Origin of the sequence: Streptomyces sp. 4F14, from assembly GCF_048159485.1 — a bacterium.
Taxonomy (GTDB): domain Bacteria; phylum Actinomycetota; class Actinomycetes; order Streptomycetales; family Streptomycetaceae; genus Streptomyces.
The window spans coordinates 40834-59418 of record NZ_JBLRVY010000038.1; the positions used below are offsets into that span (position 1 = coordinate 40834).

The 18585-nt window shown below is 73.4% G+C and carries 9 protein-coding genes and 1 tRNA gene; 8 read left to right on the forward strand and 2 right to left on the reverse strand.

Going from position 1 to position 18585, the window contains the following annotated elements; genetic code table 11:
- The first annotated feature begins 15 nt into the window (after window positions 1–15).
- Entirely contained in the window at window positions 16–1047 is a 1032-nt protein-coding gene (locus ACLZOT_RS43385; protein WP_416974749.1) for a LacI family DNA-binding transcriptional regulator, read from the forward strand.
- A gap of 150 nt (window positions 1048–1197) precedes the next feature.
- On the opposite strand, the gene ACLZOT_RS43390 is transcribed toward ACLZOT_RS43385, so the two are convergent.
- Both ACLZOT_RS43390 and ACLZOT_RS43395 read right to left on the reverse strand, forming a co-directional pair.
- Window positions 1198–1271 (reverse strand) — tRNA-Pro (locus ACLZOT_RS43390).
- 45 nt (window positions 1272–1316) lie between these two features.
- The gene (locus ACLZOT_RS43395) at window positions 1317–2738 is read right to left on the reverse strand and encodes an MFS transporter (RefSeq protein WP_416974750.1); all 1422 of its coding nucleotides are present in this window, start codon (window positions 2736–2738) and stop codon (window positions 1317–1319) included.
- Between the two features lie 142 nt (window positions 2739–2880).
- Here ACLZOT_RS43395 and ACLZOT_RS43400 point away from each other — a divergent pair, with 142 nt between their 5' ends.
- The 7 genes from ACLZOT_RS43400 (at window position 2881) to ACLZOT_RS43430 (ending at window position 18570) form a co-directional block, all read left to right on the forward strand.
- Entirely contained in the window at window positions 2881–3459 is a 579-nt protein-coding gene (locus ACLZOT_RS43400; protein WP_416974751.1) for a TetR/AcrR family transcriptional regulator, read from the forward strand.
- A 455-nt stretch (window positions 3460–3914) separates the two neighbouring features.
- Window positions 3915–10565: an SDR family oxidoreductase gene (locus ACLZOT_RS43405; RefSeq protein WP_416974752.1), complete on the forward strand. Its 6651-nt coding sequence runs from the start codon at window positions 3915–3917 to the stop codon at window positions 10563–10565.
- Between the two features lie 37 nt (window positions 10566–10602).
- Complete coding sequence (locus tag ACLZOT_RS43410) at window positions 10603–15213, forward strand: beta-ketoacyl synthase N-terminal-like domain-containing protein (RefSeq protein ID WP_416974805.1); 4611 nt, start codon at window positions 10603–10605, stop codon at window positions 15211–15213.
- On the forward strand, window positions 15210–15503 hold the full coding sequence (locus ACLZOT_RS43415; protein ID WP_416974753.1) for an acyl carrier protein: 294 nt from the start codon (window positions 15210–15212) through the stop codon (window positions 15501–15503). Before ACLZOT_RS43410 ends, ACLZOT_RS43415 begins: the two co-directional genes overlap by 4 nt.
- A gap of 3 nt (window positions 15504–15506) precedes the next feature.
- Entirely contained in the window at window positions 15507–16316 is an 810-nt protein-coding gene (locus ACLZOT_RS43420; protein WP_416974754.1) for an alpha/beta fold hydrolase, read from the forward strand.
- Entirely contained in the window at window positions 16313–17500 is a 1188-nt protein-coding gene (locus ACLZOT_RS43425) for a glycosyltransferase (RefSeq protein WP_416974755.1), read from the forward strand. The genes ACLZOT_RS43420 and ACLZOT_RS43425 overlap by 4 nt, the downstream gene beginning before the upstream one ends.
- The gene (locus ACLZOT_RS43430) at window positions 17497–18570 is read left to right on the forward strand and encodes a class I SAM-dependent methyltransferase (protein WP_416974756.1); all 1074 of its coding nucleotides are present in this window, start codon (window positions 17497–17499) and stop codon (window positions 18568–18570) included. The genes ACLZOT_RS43425 and ACLZOT_RS43430 overlap by 4 nt, the downstream gene beginning before the upstream one ends.
- Window positions 18571–18585 lie beyond the last annotated feature (15 nt).

Consider the following 18585-nt stretch of genomic DNA (forward strand, 5'->3'; position numbering starts at 1 on the left):
GAGACGGTTTCCTCCATGGCAGCCAGCCGCCGCCCCACCCTGGCCGATGTCGCCCGAGAGGTGGGCGTCAGCGCGAAGACGGTCTCCCGCGTCCTCAACGAGGACGGCCCCGTCTCGGCTCGAACCCGCGAGCAGGTGCTCGCGGCAGTGGCCAAGCTCGGCTTCCAGCCGAACCTCATGGCACGCAACATCCGCGTCGGCGGACCCGACACCACCATCGGGCTGGTCATCCCCGACCTCGCCAACCCGTTCTTCGGAGCCGTGGCGCGAGCGATCGAGGACACCGTGCGAGAACGCGGACTGACGCTGCTCATGGGTTCCTCCGCCGACGACCCCGACCGTGAACGCGCCCTGACGGACAAGTTCCTCGCCCGGCGCGTCAGCATCCTGTTCGTCGTGCCCTCCGTGGGCGCCGACCACGCCCACCTCAAGTCCCACCGCACGGCGGGACTGCCCGTGATCTTCCTCGACCGCCCCGGAGCCGGACTCGCCGCGGACAGCATCGTCAGCTCCAACCGTGCGGGAGCCCACGACGGCGTCGCCCACCTCGTCGCCCACGGTCACCGGCGCATCGGCTTCGTCGGCGACCTGCCGCTGAGGCTGTACACCCGTCGTGAACGTCTGGCCGGCTACCGCTCGGCGCTCCAGGAAGCCGGTATCCCCTACGACCGCTCGCTCGTCACCAACGCCCACGACCAGCGCGGGGCCGAGGCCGCGGCCTCCCGGCTGCTCGACCTGGCCGATCCCCCCACAGCGCTGTTCGCCGGCAACAACATCGTCGCGCTGGGCGTGGTCGCCGAACTGGCCCGCAGCAAGCGCAAGCACGTGGCCGTCGTCGCCTTCGACGACGTGTCCCTGGCCGAGGCGCTTGAGCCGGCCCTGACCGTCGTCGCCCAGGACCCCGAGGAAATCGGCAGAACGGCGGCGACGACCGCCCTGAGCCGCCTCGACAGCGACCGCTCGCGTGCCCGCACCATCACCGTGCCCACCCGGCTGATCGTGCGGGGCTCGGGCGAGCAGCCGGCGCCCGGCACGCGGGAGAGCTGAACGGGACGCGTCGGTACGAGCCTGGCGTACGCGGTGCCGGCACAGCGCGACGACCCACAGCTGCGCCGGTCCCCGAGCGGTCCCCGGGAATGATCGAGGGGCTGCTTCAGATGTCCTCTGAAGCAGCCCCTGACCTGCGACTTCGTAAAGTCGGGACGACAGGATTTGAACCTGCGACCCCTTGACCCCCAGTCAAGTGCGCTACCAAGCTGCGCCACGTCCCGGTGCGGTCCGCGCGGTCGGTGACCGCGTGAACACGCAGGTAAACCTTACCCCACGGGAGCGGGTGTCTTCGCCGGGGCGGGGTGGGTGGAGGGGCGGCCGGGGCGGGTCGCGGGGACGAGGAGGGCCGCGAGGGCGGCGGCGAGGCAGAGCGCGGCGAGGAGCGTGAAGCCGTGGGTGTAGCCGCTGCCGTAGGGGAGGCCGGAGGGCTGGAGGTGCCCGGTGACCAGGACGCTGGTGACGGCCGCGCCGATGGACCCGCCGATCGTACGGATGTTGGCGTTCATGCCGGTGGCCGCGCCGGTCTGGGCGGGCGGGACGCTCGCGACGACGATGTTCGCCATGGAGGCGAAGGCGAGGCCGATGCCGAGCCCGAACACGCCCGCGACGAGGGCGACTTGCCACTGCGCGTCGTGCCACAGCGCGAGGAAGCCGAGGGCGAGCGCGCCGAGCCCGGAGCCGGTGACGAGGAGGGCCTTGGAGCCGACGCGTGGGGCGAGCCGTCCGCTGAGGAGGCCGGAGACGAACATGGCGAGCAGCATCGGCAGCATGAGGAGGCCAGAGGCGGTGACGCTGGCGCCGAAGCCGTACCCGGCGCTGGAGGGGGTCTGGACGAAGCCGGGCAGGAAGGACCAGATCGCGTACATGCCCGCGCCGAACAGGAGCGCGGCGAGGTTCGTCGTCCACACGGCGGGCAGCCGCATGACCTTGAGGTCGATGAGGGGGCTGGTGGAGTGCGCCTCGGCGTAGAGCCAGGCGGCGGCGAGGACGGCGGCGAGGCCGAGGAGTCCGAGGACGCGGGCGGAGCCCCAGCCCCATACGCCGGCCTGGCTGAGCGGCAGGAGGAGGGCGACGAGCCACCCGGACAGCAGCACCGCGCCTAGCCAACTGACCTTGCCTGAGGCCCTGTTGGGTGATTCGGGGACGTACCGCACGGCGATCAGCGCGGCGCCCGCGACGATCGCGACCGGTATCCAGAACAGCCAGCGGAAGTCGAGCGCGGAGACGATGGGCCCGGCGGCGACCATGCCGACGCCGCCGCCCGCGGCGATGACGGCGGACAGGGCGCTGATGCGGCCGGGCACGGCGTCCGGCGCGAACTCGTCGCGGATGATGCCGAAGGAGAGCGGGAAGAGCGCGCCGCCGGCGCCCTGGATGACGCGGGCGACGATGAGGACGCCGATGCTCGGGGCGAGCGCGGCGAGCAGACAGCCCACGAGGACGGCGGCCAGGACGGCGACGAGGGTGCGCTTGCGGCCGACGAGGTCGCCGACGCGGCCGAGGATCGGGGTGAACACGGACGCGGAGAGCAGGTACGCGGTCATCACCCAGGTCGCCGTGGACTGCGAGGTGTGCAGGGCGTGCTGCACGGTCGGCAGGGCGGGCGCGATGAGCGACTGGAGCATGGAGAACACACCCGCGCCTGTCGCGAGGACCGCGAAGGTGAGGCGGGAGGACGTGCGGGGCATGGAGGACCTCTCGGGCGAGGGAGAGTGGGCCGCCCACTGTTAAAGTGGAGGTACGCCTCCACTCTACCGGAGGCAACCCTCCGCTTCAAGGCGTTCCGGAGATGAACCTCCGCTTTCGCCGAACCGGCCCCGGGAGGCCACCATGACCGCCCACTCGTACCCGATCACCGCGATCGTCGCCGCCCAGCGTCCGCACCGAAAGGACGCGGCCCGCAACTACGACGCCCTGCTCGCCGCCGCGCGCGAGGCGTTCGCGGAGAACGGCGCCGAGGCGTCCCTGGAGGACATCGCGCGCCGGGCGGGCGTCGGCATCGGCACCCTGTACCGCAACTTCCCCACCCGCCGCGCCCTGTTCGAGAGCGTGTACGCGGACGAGGTCAACGTCCTGTGCGAGAAGGCCGAGGAGGTCGCGGACCTTCCGCCGTGGCCCGCGGTCACCACCTGGCTGGAGGCGTTCACCGCGTACATGGTCACCAAGCGCGCGGTCCGCGAGGCACTGGAGGACGAGTCGGAGATCTTCGACGCCTGCCGCGAGTCCCTGTACGCGTCGGGCGGCCCGCTGTTCGTCCGCGCCCAGGAGGCCGGCGAGGCGCGCGCCGACATGGAGTTCTCGGACCTGCTGCGCCTGGTCGCGGGCGTCACCGCGACCCATTTCCCGGACGACGCGCAGCGCGAGCGCGTCCTCGGGATCGCTCTCGACGGAGTCCGCAAGACCCACTGACCCGTTCCTGGTCACCCCAAGATCGCAACACGGAATTTCCCCGCCGGTCATCAACGGCCCTGATTCCGGGGGCCGTTTCGGACATGCGCGGCCATCCGCGCGCATTTCCCGCCGCCACCCGTGTTTCGGCGGCGTGCGCGCGGGGCACGAACGGCGCCCGCCCGTACCACGATTGGCCCGTTTTCCGCCCTGCTGCCCCCTGACCTGCGTCTGACCGAATCGGTTCGACGGCCGATCAGGGGGCTGCGCAGTTATTGACCCGTGAGTAATAACCGCACTACCTTTCCAGGCGTTTCACACACACGCGCGTCGAAAGACAGACCAGTGTTTCCCCGGTGAGCCCTGCCCGAAAGGTGTGGCCTGGGAAGCCGTTGTCCGGCCCTGCCGTTTTCCGCTGCTGTCCCCGCACCCCCCACCGTGCAGTTTCCTCCTCGAAGCGTTGATTCTGGAGAGACATGACGCCCGCTGTGCGCCCCGAGGACATGATCATCGGCATCACGCCTTTCGGCCGCCCCGATGCCTTACTCGCCCTCGCGCTCTCCCGCTCGGGCGCCCTCGGCATCCTCGACCTCGGCGACGGCGGCCGCGCGGCACGGGAGGCCCTGGAGCGGGTACGGCGGGCGCCGGTCGGGGTACGCGTGGGCCCGCGCTGCCGGCTGACCCCGGCGGACCTCCCGGACCGGAAGCTGACGGTCGTCCTCGCGGAAGGCGTCAACTGGCCCGCACGCGACGGTGATCGCGTCCTCGCCGAGGTCACCGGCCTCGCGGCAGCACGCGAGGCCATCGCACGCGGAGCCCACGGCCTCATCGCCCGCGGCTGCGAATCCGGCGGCCCCGTGGGCGAGTTGAGCACGTTCGTGCTCCTCCAGCAGCTCCTGTCCGAGGTCGACGTCCCCGTCTGGGCGTGTGGCGGGATCGGACCGCGTACGGCCGCCGCGGCGCTCGCCGGCGGTGCGGCCGGCGTCGTCCTCGACTCCCAACTCGCCCTGCTGGCCGAGTCGTCGCTCCCCGACCGCCTGGCCTCCCTCGTCCGCACCCTGGACGGCTCCGAGTCGACCGTCACCGACGGCGTCCGCTCCGTGGAACGCCGGGGCCTGCGACTCCCGGTGGGCCAGGACGGCTTCCTCGCCGCCCGGTTCGCCGACCGCTGGGGCGATGTACGGCGCACGGTACGGGAGTTGACCGACGCGATGGCACTCGACGCCGACCTCGTACGGACGCTGGGCCCGGACTCGGCGATGAGCCGGGCGCTCGGGACGCGGCTCCCCGTCGCGCAGGGGCCGATGACGCGGGTGAGCGACCGGGCGGCGTTCGCGGCGGCCGTGGCCGGCGAGGGGGCGCTGCCGTTCCTCGCGCTGGCTCTGGCGAACGGCGAGCGATCACGGGCGATGCTCGCGCAGGCCCGGGAGGCGGTGGGCCAACAGCCCTGGGGCGTGGGCGTGTTGGGCTTCGCGCCGGAGGAGCTGCGCGCCGCCCAGCTGGAGGCGGTACGGCTGTCCCGGCCGACCCACGCCATCATCGCGGGCGGACGCCCGTCCCAGGCGCGGGCGTTGGAGGAGGCCGGCATCCGGACCTTCCTGCACGTGCCGTCGCCGGAGCTGCTGCGGCAGTTCCTCGACGCGGGCGCCCGGCGGTTCGTGTTCGAGGGCGCGGAGTGCGGCGGCCATGTCGGTCCGCGTGCCGCGTTCCCTTTGTGGGAAGCCCAGTTGGCGGTCCTTGAGGACTTCGGGGACGTCTCCGGTGTGGAGGTGTTCTTCGCCGGCGGCGTCCACGACGAGCGGTCGGCGGCGATGGTCGCGGCGCTCGCGGGCCCGTTGACGGCCAGGGGTGCGGCGGCCGGCGTCCTGATGGGCACGGCGTACCTCTTCACGGAGGAGGCCGTCGGCCAGGGCGCGATCCAACCCCTGTTCCAGGAGCGGGTGTTGGCCGCCGGGTCGACGACCCTCCTGGAGTCGGCGCCGGGGCACGCCACCCGGTGCGTGCCGAGCCCGTTCGCGGACGGCTACCGCGAGGAGGCGGCCCGGCTGCGGGCGCGGGGCCTGCCCGAGCGGCAGGTGTGGGAGGAGCTGGAGCGGCTCAACGTGGGGCGGCTGCGCATCGCCAGCAAGGGCGTGGAGCGCGACGCGGACGGGGCGCTGGCGTCCGTGGACGAGCAACGGCAGCTCGCCGAGGGGATGTTCATGGCCGGGGAGGTGGCCGTGCTGCGCTCCCGCACGACGACGATCGCCGCTCTGCACGCCTCCGTGACGACCGGCGCGATGGCCTTCCTCGCCGAACGGACCTCTCCGCACACGGTGGTTCAGCCGGAGGCACCGGCCCCGCTGGACGTCGCGATCGTCGGCATGGCCTGCATGTTCGCCGGATCACCGGACCTGCCCTCCTTCTGGGCGAACGTCGTCGCGGGCGTCGACGCGGTCACCGAAGTCCCCCCGGAGCGCTGGGATCCCGCCGTCCACCACGGCACCCACACCGACTCGAAGTGGGGCGGCTTCCTGCCCCGGATCCCCTTCGACCCGCTGCGCTACGGCATCCCGCCGAACTCCCTCGGCAGTGTCGAGCCGGTCCAGCTGCTGTCCCTGGAGGCCGCCCGGCGTGCCCTCGACGACGCCGGATACGGCGACGGGGGGCGGGAGTTCGACCGCTCGCGCACCTCGGTGGTGTTCGGCGCGGAGGCGGGCAGCGACCTGTCGAACGCGGCGACCCTGCGCTCCGTCCTGCCCTCGTACTACGGCGAGGTCCCGCAGGCGCTGGAGGGCCAACTCCCGCGTCTGACCGAGGACTCGTTCCCCGGCATGCTCGCGAACGTCATCTCGGGCCGCATCGCCAACCGCCTCGACCTCGGCGGCGCCAACTACACCGTGGACGCGGCCTGCGCGTCCTCGCTCGCGGCGGTCGACGTCGCCTGCAAGGAACTCCTGTCGGGGACGAGCGACGTCGTGCTGTGCGGCGGCGCCGACCTGCACAACGGCATCAACGACTACGCCCTGTTCTCCTCCGTCCACGCCCTCTCCCCCACCGGCCGCTCCCGCGCCTTCGACTCGACGGCCGACGGCATCGCGCTCGGCGAGGGCGTCGCCTGCGTCGTCCTCAAGCGCCTCGCCGACGCCGAGCGCGACGGCGACCGGATCTACGGCGTCGTCAAGGGGCTCGGCTCCTCCAGCGACGGCCGCTCGCTGGGCCTGACCGCTCCCAGGCCGGAGGGCCAACGGGCCGCGCTGGAACGGGCGTACCGCAGCGCGGGGGTCTCGCCGGCCGAGGTCGGGATCGTGGAGGCGCACGGTACGGGCACGGTCGTCGGGGACCGCACCGAACTGTCCATCCTCACCGAAGTGTTCGCCAACGCGGGCGCCGAGCCCGGGAGTTGCGTGCTCGGGTCGGTCAAGTCGCAGATCGGGCACACCAAGTGCGCGGCCGGGCTCGCGGGGCTCATCAAGACGACGCTGGCCCTGTACACGGGGATCAGGCCGCCGACGCTGCACGTGCGGACGCCCAACCCGGCCTGGAAGGAGGGCGAGAGCCCCTTCGCGCTCTCCACCGAGGCCCGGCCCTGGGACGGTCCGGCGGGTCAACGCCTCGGCGGGGTCAGCGCGTTCGGATTCGGCGGGACCAACTTCCATGTGGTGCTCGCCGCTCACGACAAAGGGGTGCGAGGCGTCGAGGAGTGGCCCGCCGAGCTGTTCCTCTTCCGGGGTCGCGATGTGGCGTCCGCGCGGCGGGGCGTGGAGGAACTGCTCCGGGCGGCCGAGGGGCCGTGGCGGCTGCGGGACCTGGCGCTCAGCGCGGCGCGGCGGGCGGACGCCAGCGAGGAGCCGGTGCGGTTCGCGGTGGTGGCGTCGGATGCGGGGGAGTTGGCGCGGGGGCTGCGGGAGGCGCTGGAGGAGGAGGCGCGTCCGGCGGAAGTGAACGCGTCGCGGGTGGATAGCGCGGTGCACGCGCCGAGCGGCGATGGCACCCCGCCTGACGGCAAGGTCGCCTTCCTCTTCCCCGGCCAGGGCAGCCAGCGCCCCGGCATGCTCGCGGACCTCTTCATCGCCTTCCCCGAACTCCGCCACTACCTGGACCTGGGCCGCGCCCACGCCCCGGCGATGTACCCGCCGACCGCCTTCGACGACGCCGGCCGCGACCGGCAGACCGCCGCGCTCACCGACACCCGCGTCGCCCAACCCGCCCTGGGAATCGCCGGGTTGGCCGCGTACGCGTTCCTCACGGCCGCCGGGGTCCACCCCGACATGGCGGCCGGGCACAGCTACGGCGAACTGGTCGCCCTCTCCGCCGCCGGGGTCATCTCCCCCGAAACGCTGCTGGAGTTGAGCGCCGAGCGGGCCTCGGCGATCCTGGCCGCCGCCGGGGACGACCCGGGCACGATGGCGGCGGTGCCGGCCGACGCGGCGTCGGTCGCCCAACTCCTCGGCGAGAACGGCGAGGTGGTGCTCGCCAACCTCAACTCCCCGGACCAGACGGTGATCTCCGGCCCCACGGACGCCGTGGCCGAAGCCGTACGCGTGCTGCGCGCCGCCGGGCTCACCGCGCGCCGTATCCCGGTCGCCTGCGCCTTCCACAGCCCCGTGGTCGCCGACGCGGGCCCCAGATTCGCCACCGCCCTGGCCCAACACCCCCTCCACGAACCAGAGTTCCCGGTCTGGGCCAACCGCACGGCGGCCCCCTACGACGGCACTCCCGACGCCGTCCGCGCCGAACTCGCCGCGCAGATCGGCTCCCCCGTCCGGTTCGCCGAGCAGATCGAGGCCATGTACGAGGCCGGCGCCCGGGTCTTCGTCGAGGCGGGGCCGGGGTCGGTGCTGACGCGGCTGGTCGGGAAGGTGCTCGGGGACCGGCCGCACCGGACGGTCGCCTGCGAGCCGCGCCCCGGCAGCGGACTGCGGGGCTGGCTCGACGCGCTCGCCCGACTCGCCCTGGCCGGGGTGCCGGTGCGCGCCGGGTGGCTTCTGCGGGGGCGCGGGGCGGTGGACGCGGTGCGAACTCCCGTGCCGAAGCGGGCCGGTTGGACGGTGGACGGGCAGCTCGTGCGGACCGCCGACGGCGAACCGGTGGCCGGCGGCCTGACACCGGCCCGGCGTGTGTCACAGCCGCTGGGCTCCCCGACTTCCCCCCTGCCCGTGGATTCCTTGGAGGCGAACGTGACGACCAACCCCCATCAGGGTCAGGACGCCCTCATCGCGGAGTTCCTGCGGACCAGCCGGGAGATGATCGCGGCCCAACGGGACGTGCTGCTCACGTACTTCGGGGCGAGTGCCGGGGAGAGACCGGCGGCGCCGCCGATGCCGGTCCTGGAGGTGACCCCGGTGCCTCAGGCGCCGGTCGAGGTGGCGCCCGCGCAGCCCGCCCCACCCGTCGACGCCCCGGCGCCGGAGGCGGTCGACGTCCGCCAGGTCGTCCTGGACATCATCAGCGAACGCACCGGCTACCCCGTCGACATGATCGAGCCCGACCTCGACCTGGAGGCCGACCTCAGTATCGACTCCATCAAACGCGCCGAGATCGCGGGCGAGTTGGCCCGCCGCCTCGGCGGCTCGACCGACCTCGCGGCCCTCGCGGACGACGAGCTGGAGGAGCTGACGAAGGCGCGTACGGCCGCCGCCGTGACCGACTGGCTGACCTCGCGCCTGTCGGGACCGCCGGCCGCCGAGGAACCGGCGCAGGCGGAGGAGCCGGTCACCGGCCAGGCACCCAAGCGGTTCGTCCTGCGCCCCGTCCTGCTCGACACCGGCAACCATCCGCCGTCCCATCTCGCGGGCACACGCTGGGTGTTGCTCGGCGACGGAGGTTCCGACATCGCCGAGCGGCTCACCGCGCACGGCGCCGAGGTCGTCGTTCGGGACATGGAACACCTTCTGGCCGAGGCGGACGGGCCGGTGGACGGGGTGGTCTATCTGGGGGCGGTCGACGGGGTGCCGGTGCTGCCGGACGCCTTCGCGGTGCTGAAGGCGGCGTTGGCGCGGGAGCCCCGGTGGCTGGTGGCGGTGCGGCCGGTCGACGGGGACGCGGTGGGGCTGCGCGGGCTGTTCCGGAGTGTGGCGCGGGAGTTCCCGGAGACGGTGGCGCGGGTGGTGGACGTCGACGAGGACGTGGCGGACACGGTGATCGGCGAGATCCTGGCCGACGACTCGTCACCCGCCGTGCTGTGCAGGTCAGTTGGGCGGCACGGGTTCGAGCTGGCCGAGGCGCCGCTCGGGGCGCTCGCGAGCACCGGGGCCGGCCCCGCCGGGGACGGGGTCGCGGAGGCCGCCGCGCTGGGGCTCGGCCAGGACGCCGTCGTGCTGCTGGCGGGCGGGGCGCGCGGGATCGCCGCGCAGTGTGCCGTGGCGCTGGCGCGGGCCTCGCGGTGCCGGCTCGAACTGCTGGGCCGTACGCCCGTGCCGGACGGGCCCGAGGAGGAGGCGACGGCCGCCGCGCGTACCCCGGCCGAGCTGCGTGCCGTGCTGGCCGCGCGGGGCGGGGGGTCTCTCGCGGAGATCAACCGGGAGGCGGAACTCCTGCTGGCGCAGCGGGAGATCAGGGCGACGCTGGCCGAACTGACCGGGCTGGGCAGCGCTGTTCGGTACCGGAGTGTCGATTTCCGGGAGTCCGAGGCCGTGTTGCAGGCGGTGAAGGAGATCCACGCCGAGCACGGGCGGCTGGACGGTGTGGTGTACGCGGCCGGGGTGATCGAGGACCGGCTGATCGCCGAGAAGAGCGCCGAGTCGTTCCGGCGGGTGTACGCGACGAAGGCTTCCGGCGCGCACGCGCTGCTGACGGCGCTGGAGGAATTGCCGGGCGGGCCGTCGTTCACGGTGCTGTTCGGGAGCATCTCGGCGGTGCTGGGCAACCGGGGGCAGGCCGACTACGCGGCCGCCAACGACGCGCTGGAGGCGCTGGGTTCGGCGTGGGCGCAGCGTACGGGGCTGCGGGCGCTGACCGTGCACTGGGGGCCGTGGGCGCCGGACGCCTCCCACGGGGGCATGGTGGGGCCGGAGTTGGCGCGGGAGTACGCGCGGCGCGGGGTCGGGCTGATCGACCCCGAGGAGGGAACGGCCGCGCTGCTGCGGGAGTTGGCGTGGGGCGATCCGTCGGTGACGGCGGTCGTGCACACGGCGTCGGGCTGGTGACGGGGTGGATCTCAGAGGCCCCGAGGACATCGGCGGCCTGACGAGCCGTCAACTCGCCGGTGCCGTCGGCCGCCAGGTCCCGGTCGCCGTCGTCGGGATGTCCGTCCTGTTCCCCGGCGCCCCCGATCTCGACACCTACTGGAGGAATCTGCGCGACGGCGTCGACGCCGTCGGGGAGGTGCCCGACGGCCGTTGGGACGCCGCCTACTACCGTCCAGGCACCGCCGCCGAACCGGCCGCCGCGGACCGGGTGTACTGCCGGCGCGGCGGGTTCGTGGACGAGTTCGCCGAGGTGGAGGTGACCCGGTTCGGGGTCATGCCGGCGTCGGTGAGCGGCACGGAACCGGACCAGTTGATCGCGTTGCGGGTGGCCGCCGCCGCGCTGGACGACGCGGGCGGGGCCGGGCGGCTGCCCGACCGGCAGCGGGTCGGGGTCGTGCTGGGCCGGGGCGGATACCTCACGCCCGGACTGGTCCGGCTCGATCAGCGGGTCCGGACGGCGGGCCAACTCGTGCGCACGCTGGGCGAGTTGCTGCCCGAGCTGTCCGCCGCCCAACTGGACCAGGTCCGCGAGGCGTTCACGGAGCGGCTCGGGCCCGACAGTCCGGAGGCGGCGATCGGCCTGGTGCCCAACCTCGCCGCGTCCCGGGTCGCGAGCCGCCTCGACCTGCGCGGACCGGCGTACACGGTGGACGCGGCGTGCGCGTCCTCGCTGGTCGCCGTCGACCAGGCGATGGGCGAACTGGCGTCCGGGCGCTGTGACTTGATGCTGGCCGGGGGTGTCCACCACTGCCACGACATCACGTTGTGGAGTGTGTTCTCCCAACTCCGCGCCCTCTCCCCCACCGAGCGCATCCGCCCCTTCCACCGCGACGCCGACGGCATCCTCATCGGCGAGGGCACGGGGGTCGTCGTCCTCAAGCGGCTGGCCGACGCCGAGCGCGACGGCGACCGCGTGTACGCCGTGCTCCGGGGCACCGGCGTCTCCAGCGACGGGCGGGCGTCGGGCCTGGTCAACCCCGACCCGGGCGGGCAGGCGCGGGCCGTGCGTCAGGCATGGCGGGCCGCCGGGCTCGATCCGTCGGCGCCCGGATCGCTGGGCCTCCTCGAAGCGCACGGCACGGCGACACCCGCCGGTGACGGGGCCGAACTCGCCACGCTGGCCGAGGTGTTCGGCGGGCCCCTCGCGGACGGGGGCGCGGTCATCGGGTCGGTGAAGTCGATGATCGGGCACACGATGCCGGCCGCCGGGGTCGCGGGGCTGGTCAAGGCGGCGCTGGCCGTCCATCACGGGGTGCTGCTGCCGACGCTGCACTGCGACGATCCGCATCCCGCGCTCGCGCGGACCCGGTTCAGGCCGCTGGAGAAGGCCGAGCCGTGGGAGGGGGAGGTGCGGCGGGCGGCGGTGAACGCGTTCGGGTTCGGGGGGATCAACGCGCATGTGGTGCTGGAGGCACCAACTCACCTGCGCACACGAGGTGTTGCCGGGTCCCCGCTCGTCCCGGACATGAAAGGCGCCGCCGACGCCCCGGACATGGAGGCCGTCGCCGACGCCCCGCTCGTCCCCAACACAAAGGGCGCCGCCGAGGCCCCGAACGTGAAGGGCATTGCCGCCACGTCGGTCAAGGTCGTCGAGAGCGAGCACATCCTCCTCCTCGCCGCCGACTCCCCCGCCGCCCTCGCCGCACTCCTCGACACGGACGACGCCACGGTCCGCGCCGCCGGTCTCGACCCCACCCTGCCCCACCCCAGCGCGGGCTCGGCCCGCCTGGCGATCGTGGACCCCACGGCGAAACGCCTCGCCCTCGCCCGCCGAGCCGCCGCCAAGTCCCGCCCCTGGAACGGCCGCAGCGATGTGTGGCTCCGCCCCACTCCTCTGCTCGACAAGGGCCAGGGCAAGGTGGCGTTCCTCTTCCCCGGCCTGGAGGTCGACTTCGCCCCCCGCGTCGACGACGTCGCCGCCCACTTCGGCCTCCCTCCGCTCCCCGCCCCCGGCGAACAGGTCGACGACGTCGGCCGGCACGGCCTGGACGTGGTGGCCGTGGGCCGGCTCCTGGACACGGCCCTGCGCCGCAGCGGCATCGCCCCCGACGCGGTCGCCGGGCACAGTGTCGGCGAGTGGACGGCGATGGTCGCCTCGGGCCTGTACGGCGGGGACGAAGTCGACGCGTTCATGGCCGAGTTCGACCCCGCCTCACTGACCGTGCCGGGGCTGGCGTTCGGGGCGATCGGCGCACCGGCGGAGCAAGTCCTCGACGCCATAGCCGAATTGGGCGGCGGCGACATCGTCCTCTCGCACGACAACGCGCCCGGCCAGTCGATGGTGTGCGGCCCCGACGCGGCGGTCGAGGAGTTCGTCCGCGCCTTCCGTGCCCAGGGTGTCATCAGCCAGGTCCTGCCGTTCCGTTCGGGCTTCCACACGCCCATGCTCCGCCCCCACCTCGCCCCCATCGAGCAGGCCGCGAACCGCTTCCGCCTGCACCGCCCGACGGTCCCCCTCTGGTCGGGCACCACCGCCTCACCCTTCCCCGAAGACCCCGCCGCGATCCGCGCGTTGTTCGTCCGCCACCTCCTGGAGCCGGTCCGCTTCCGCCAGTTGACCCAGGCGCTGTACGACGCCGGCCACCGCGTCTTCGTCCAGGTCGGCCCCGGCCGCCTCGGCTCCCTGGTGGACGACACCCTCGGCTCCCGGGACCACCTCACGGTCGCCGCCAACTCGCCCCACCGCGACGGAATCCCCCAACTCCGGCGCGTGGCAGCGGCGTTGTGGACGGCGGGAGCGGCGGTGTCCCCGGCCCTGCCGACCCGACAGTCCCGACACCCGTCGGTACGGCTGGACTTGGGCAGCGCGCTGGTGTCCCTGCCCCCGGAGTCACGCCCTGCCCTGCGCCCGGCGCTCACCTCCACCCCCCTCACCACCCCCCAGGTCACACCCGACTCCGACCCCCTGGCCGCCCTCGCCACACAGCCGATCGCCGCCGAACTCAGCGCGCTCCTGCGGGAGACGGCCGACACGGCGACCGCCCTGATGACAGCGCGCACGGCCGCACACCCCACCCCCAGCCGCGCCACCCCGCAGCCCAGCCCCACCCCTGCTCCCACCCCAGCCACTCACACAGTCCGCGTCTCCCCCGACACCATGCCCTACCTCCTGGACCACTGCTTCTTCCCCCAACGCCCCAACTGGCCCGACATCGCAGACCGTTGGCCGGTAGTCCCCGCCACCACGATCGTCCAGCACATGATGGACACGGCCGCCCGTTCCCGCCCCGGCCTCCTCCCGGTGGCCGTCCACGACGCCCGCTTCGAGGAGTGGCTCACCGCCACCCCCGCCGTGGACGTCCCGGTGACCGTCACCCCGCAGACCACGAACCGCCTGGCGGTCTCCTTCGGCCCCCGCGCCCACGCGACGATCGAACTCGCCCCCACCCACCCGCACCCCACCCCACGCACCACACCCCCCGCCCCGGAGCGCGTCCCCGACCACACGGCGGCCCAACTCTACGAAGAACGCTGGATGTTCCACGGCCCGGCGTTCCAGGGCGTCATGGAACTCACCGCGATCGGCGACCGCCACGTCCGGGGCGTCATCACCACCCCACCGGCCCCCGGCGCCCTCCTGGACAACGTCGGCCAGCTCCTCGGCTACTGGATCATGGCGACCCGCACGGACCGCACGGTCGTCTTCCCGGTCGGCATCAAGGAGATCCGCTTCCACGGCCCGCACCCCGCCCCCGGCACCCAAGTCGCCTGCCTGGTGAGGATCACCGCCCTCACCGACACCCTCCTGGAGGCGGACGTGGACCTCACCGTCGACGGCGTCCCCTGGGCGGAGATCTCCGGCTGGCAGGACCGCCGCTTCGACAACGACCCGCGCACCCGCCCCGTGGAGCGCTTCCCCGAACGCCACACGCTCTCCGAACTCCGCCCCGGCGGCTGGACGTTGCTGCACGAGCGCTGGCCCGACCTCGCCTCGCGGGAACTGATCATGCGCAACTCCCTGGGCGGCGTGGAACGTTCGCGCTATGCCGAGCACGCGCCGCGCGGCCGGCGGCAGTGGCTGCTGGGCCGGATCGCCGTGAAGGACGCGGTGCGCGGGTGGCTGTGGGAGCACGGCGAGGGCCCGGTGTTCCCGGCGGAGCTGCGCGTGGAGAACGACGGCCTGGGACGGCCGTACGTCGTGGGCGTGCACGGGCGTGAACTGCCCGCGCTGGACGTGTCGTTGGCGCACTGCGCGGAGGCCGGGGTCGCGATCGTCCGGGCGCACCGGCCGGGGCCGGGGCCGGGCATCGACATCGAGGAGGTCACCGGCCGCACCCCGGAGACGGAGGCCGCCGCCCTGGCGCCGGCCGAACTGCGGCTGCTGGACGGGCTGGAGGGCTCGCGGGCGCTGTGGTTCACCCGGTTCTGGGCGGCGAAGGAGGCGGTCGCCAAGGCCGAGGGCACCGGATTCGGCGGCAGACCAAGGGAGTTCACGATCCTGGACGCCTCCCCTGACGGCGACCTGCTGACCGTCTCCGGGCGCCTGGAGCGCGCCTACCCGGTGCACTGCGCACCGGCCGCCAACCCGCCGGGCCTGCCGGCGCGGGAGTACGTCGTGGCCTGGACGACGGGACACGCGAACGAAGAGGAGTACGAGGCCCGATGAACGAGGAAACCGTTCTCGCCGACGTGTCCGGCATGCTCGCCCGCCTCATGGAGGACGAGTACGGCGTCGACGACGCCGAGATAGGCATGGAGACGTCCTTCAACCGGGACCTGGAGCTGGAGAGCATCGACCTCGTGACGCTGGCCGGACTCCTCCAGGAGCGGTACGGCGAGCGGGTCAACTTCGCCGAGTTCCTGGCCGGGATGGAGTTCGAGGAGATCATCGAGCTCACCGTCGGACGGCTCGTCGAGTACGTCGTGCTGGGGCTGAAGGCGGCGGAGGCGGGCTGACCCATGTCGATGGTCGACACCGGCGCGCTCCGGTTGCACGTCCAGCGCATCGGCCCCCGGGGCAGCCGCAGTTCGCGGGCCACCGTCGTACTGGTCCACGGGCTGCTCACCGACAGTCTCGCCAGTTACTACTTCACGGTGGCGCCCTCGTTCGCGGCGGCGGGGCTCGATGTGATCATGTACGACCTGCGGGGGCACGGCCGCAGCGACCGGCCTGCGGTCGGCTACTCCCTCGACCACAACATCGGTGATCTGGAAGCCCTGTTGGAGCGGCTGAAGGTGACCGGCCCCGTCCATCTGGTGGGCAACTCCTACGGCGGGACGATCGCGTTCGGGTACGCCGTGCGGCATCCCGGGCGGGTGGCGAGCCTGAGCCTGATCGAGTCCGAACCGGCCACGCCCGCCTGGGCGTCGAAGCTGCGGGGCATCCTGGGGCGGGTCGTGCACGAGCTGGCGCACAACGAGTCCGACACGATCACCTGGATCGCCTCCCACCGGGGCCACAACATGGCCCGCCTCGCGAGAGGCGCCGCCCGCCTGGCCCGTGAGACCTCCCTCGGCCAGGACATCCCCGCCAGCCGGATTCTGACGGATCATCAGATCGCGTCGGTGTCCTGCCCGGTCCTCGCGCTGTACGGCGGCGAGTCGGACGTCGCCGAACTCGCCCCCCGGCTCGCCGAGTTGCTGCCGGACTGCCGGACGGTGATCCTCCCGGGCCACGAGCACTCGATCCTCGTCGAGGCCCCGGCCACGGTCGGCGACCACGTCCAGGCCCTCATCGCCGAGACCTGTGCGGCGGTGACGGCCCGGTGAGCGGTTTCCTGTTCGTCGTGCCGCCCCTCACGGGCCACGTCAACCCGACGGTCGGTGTCGCCGCGCGCCTCGCGGCCCGGGGGCACCGGGTGGCGTGGGTGTGTCCCGACCCGGAGTTGGTGCGCAGGCTCGCGGGGGTGGACGCGGTGGTGTTCTCGTGCGGGGACGAGGTGTCCCGCATCATGCGTGCCTCCACCGCCCTCTCCCATCGCCCGCCGGAGATCCGTGGCCCGGAGGCGCTCCGGTTCCTGTGGGAGCGCTTCCTGTTGCCGCTCGCGGAGGCGATGGCGCCCGGAGTGCGGCGGGCCGTCGATGTGTTCCGGCCCGATGTGGTCGTCGCGGACCAACAGGCGTTCGCGGGCGCCCTGGTGGCGGAGCGGGCCGGGGTCGTGTGGGCGACGTCCGCGACGACCACCGCCGAGTTCATGGACCCGCTGGCGGCGCTGCCGAAGGTGCGGGAGTGGATCGACGCCCGGCTGGGCGAACTCCGCAAGGCCGTCGGGGACCCGTCCAAGGCCACCGATCCCCGGTTCTCCCCGCATCTGGTCATCGGGTTCAGCACGCCCGAACTCGCCGGTGAGGTCGGGGCGGTTCGCTGGGTCGGCCCGTCGGTGACCGACCGCCCCGACGGCCAGGGCTTCCCGTGGGAGTGGCTCGACCCGGACCGCGCGACCGTCCTGGTGAGCCTCGGCACCGCCAACACCGATGCCGGGGAGCGGTTCCTCGCCGTGTGCCGGGACGTGCTGCGCGGACGGGCGAAGCGCCTCCAGGCGGTGGTGGTCGACCCCGGCGGGGCGCTGGGCCGCGAGGCGGGCGAGAACGTCCTCGTCGTGCCGTCCGTACCGCAGATCGCCTTGCTGGCCAGGGGAGTTGACGCCGTCGTGTGCCACGCGGGCCACAACACCGTGTGCGAGTCCCTGTGGTACGGCGTGCCGCTGGTCGTCGCGCCCATCCGGGACGACCAGCCGCTGGTCGCCGGGCAGGTCGTGGCCGCCGGGGCCGGGGTGCGGGTGCGGTTCGGGCGGGTCGGCGCGCAGAAGCTGGGGGCGGCGCTGGACGCCGTGCTCGACGAGCCGTCGTACCGCTTTCAGGCCGCGCGGGTGGGGGCGGCGTTCCGGGCGGCCGGGGGTGCGGACGCCGCCGCCGTCCATCTCGAAGAGCTTGCCGAGAGGAGTCGTGCGTGAGTGACGCGAAGGACGAGCGGGAGCGGTGGATCGCCGAGCTTCGGCCGCGCTACCAACAGGACTTGGCGGAGGGCACGGAGCGGTACTTCGCGCCGCGCCGGGCCGACTGCCCTTGGTGCGGCGGGGAGTTGCTCAGTACACGGCTGCGGACCACCGACCTGTTGCAGCACAAGCCGGGACGGTTCACGCTCGACCGGTGCGAGACGTGCGGGCACGTCTTCCAGAATCCCCGACTGACCGCCGAGGGGCTGGAGTTCTACTACCGGGACTTCTACGACGGGCTCGGCGAGAAGCAGCTCGGGGACCTCTTCGACGGGCGGGACTCGTCGCATCTGGGGCGGGCGCGTTCCATGACCGCGCACGATCCGACGCCGAAGCGGTGGCTGGACGTCGGGACCGGGCACGGGCACTTCTGTGCGGCGGTCCGTGACGGGCTCCTGCCGGACACCTCCTTCGACGGGCTCGACTTCACGGACGGGGTGGAGATCGCCGAGCGGGAGAAGCGCGTCGAGCGCGGCTACCGGGGGAGTTTCCCCGCGCTCGCCGGTGAACTCGCCGGTCAGTACGACGTGGTGAGCATGTTCCACTACCTGGAGCACAGCGCCGATCCGGACCGCGAGCTGCGGGCCGCCCGGGAGGTCGTGCGGCCCGGCGGGCACCTCCTGATCGAGGTGCCCGACGCGGAGAGCCGGCTGTCGCGTCTGCTGGGCCGGTGGTGGCTGCCCTGGCTCCAGCCGCAGCATCTGCACTTCATCCCGGTGGCCAACCTGCGTGACCGGCTTCGGGAGTTGGGTTTCACCGTCGTCGCCGAGGAGCACACCGAGCCGCACGAGGCGATCGACCTGGTGGCCGCCGTGTGGCTGCTGCTGGGCCACATCTCGCCGCCCGAGAACACGCCCTGGTTGGAGCAACCGCCGGGCGTACTGCGCCGGGTGACGCGAACTGCCGTGTTCGTGGCGGGAATTCCGGCCCTGCTCGCGGCGACCGTCCTGGACCGCATCGCCGTACGGCCGTTGGCGCGGCGGTTGCGGCTGTGCAACGCGTACCGGGTGGTCGCGCGCCGGGAGTGACCCCACTGTTTCGAC